The organism is Rhodococcus sp. HNM0563 (assembly GCF_012726195.1).
Taxonomy (GTDB): domain Bacteria; phylum Actinomycetota; class Actinomycetes; order Mycobacteriales; family Mycobacteriaceae; genus Rhodococcus.
On the sequence record NZ_JAASAF010000031.1, the window covers coordinates 1 to 1,524 of the forward strand.

Here is a 1,524-nt window from a genome sequence, read left to right on the forward strand (position 1 = left end):
CGAAAGGTAGAGCCTTGCCACACTTCACCAAACCGGCCGCAGGAAGCTGGACCGAGAACTACCCCGAAATCGGCACCGCCCCGGTCGACTACACCGACTCCATCGACCCCGCCTTCTTCGAAGCCGAACGCGAAGCAATCTTCAAGCGCACCTGGCTCTACGTCGGCCGCGTCGAACAACTCCCCCGCACCGGCGCCTACTTCACCAAAGAACTCCCCTCCGCCGGACCCGGCACCTCCCTGGTCATCGTCAAAGGCAACGACAGCAAGATCCGCGCCTTCCACAACGTCTGCCGCCACCGCGGCAACAAACTCGTCTGGAACGACTACCCCGGCGAAGAAACCGCAGGCAGCTGCAAGCAATTCACCTGCAAATACCACGCCTGGCGCTACAGCCTCGAAGGCGAACTCACCTTCGTCCAGCAAGAAGGCGAATTCTTCGACCTCGACAAGGCCGACTACGGCCTCAAGGACGTGCGCTGCGAAACGTGGGAAGGGTTCATCTACATCAACCTCGACCCCAACGCCATCCCCCTCGTCGACTACCTCGGCACCTTCGCCAAAGGCCTCGAAGGCTACCCCTTCGGCGAAATGACCGAGGTCTACAGCTACCGCGCCGAAATCGGCGCCAACTGGAAGCTGTTCATCGACGCCTTCGCCGAGTTCTACCACGCACCGATCCTGCACATGAAGCAGGCCGTCAAGGACGAAGCCGACAAACTCGCCGGCTACGGCTACGAAGCCCTGCACTACGACCTGCAGCCCCCGCACTCGATGATCTCCTCCTGGGGCGGCATGGCACCGCCCAAGGACCTCAACATGGTCAAGCCCATCGAACGCGTCCTGCGCTCCGGCCTGTTCGGCCCCTGGGACCAACCCGACATCGACGGCCTCGCCGACGACCAGCTGCCCTCGGCACTGAACCCCACCGGATTCCACAGCTGGGGCCAGGACTCCTTCGAGTTCTTCCCCAACATGACCCTGCTCATCTGGAAGCCGGGCTGGTACCTGACCTACACCTACTGGCCCACCGCCGTCGACAAGCACATCTTCGAGGCCAGCCTCTACTTCGTGCCCCCGAAGAACGCCCGCGAGCGCCTCGCACAGGAACTCGCCGCAGTCACCTTCAAGGAATACGCCCTCCAGGACGCCAACACCCTCGAAGCGACCCAAACGATGATCGGCACCCGCACGGTGACCGAATTCCCCCTCTGCGACCAGGAACTTCTCCTGCGTCACCTCCACAAGACCGTCGGAGACTACGTCAAGGAGCACCGCGATGCCTCTGCCCACTGAATTCGCTGACCTCGAGCCCTACCTCGACTGGGACCTGGCCACCGAACCCGAACGCTACGCCAAGCGTCTCGCCTCGACCATGCCGGAAATGCAGGAGTTCTACAACGTCGCATTCCCCCGCCTCGAGGACGTCATCACCTACTGCGACAAGTTCGACCTCGACGACCTGCCCGACGACGCCCGCACCCTCATGCACCTGATGCAATCGCTGGTCATGGTCTCCTTCCCC

2 protein-coding genes are annotated in these 1,524 nt (G+C 62.6%); both read left to right on the top strand.

Annotation, left to right across the window (positions count from 1 at the left end; all coding sequences use genetic code 11):
* Positions 1-14 precede the first annotated feature (14 nt).
* Positions 15-1,295, top strand: a complete 1,281-nt coding sequence (locus tag HCA61_RS25815) for an aromatic ring-hydroxylating dioxygenase subunit alpha (protein WP_169691049.1) — start codon at positions 15-17, stop codon at positions 1,293-1,295.
* On the top strand, positions 1,279-1,524 hold a 246-nt coding region (locus HCA61_RS25820; RefSeq protein ID WP_169691050.1), incomplete at its 3' end, for a hypothetical protein. The genes HCA61_RS25815 and HCA61_RS25820, both read left to right, overlap by 17 nt.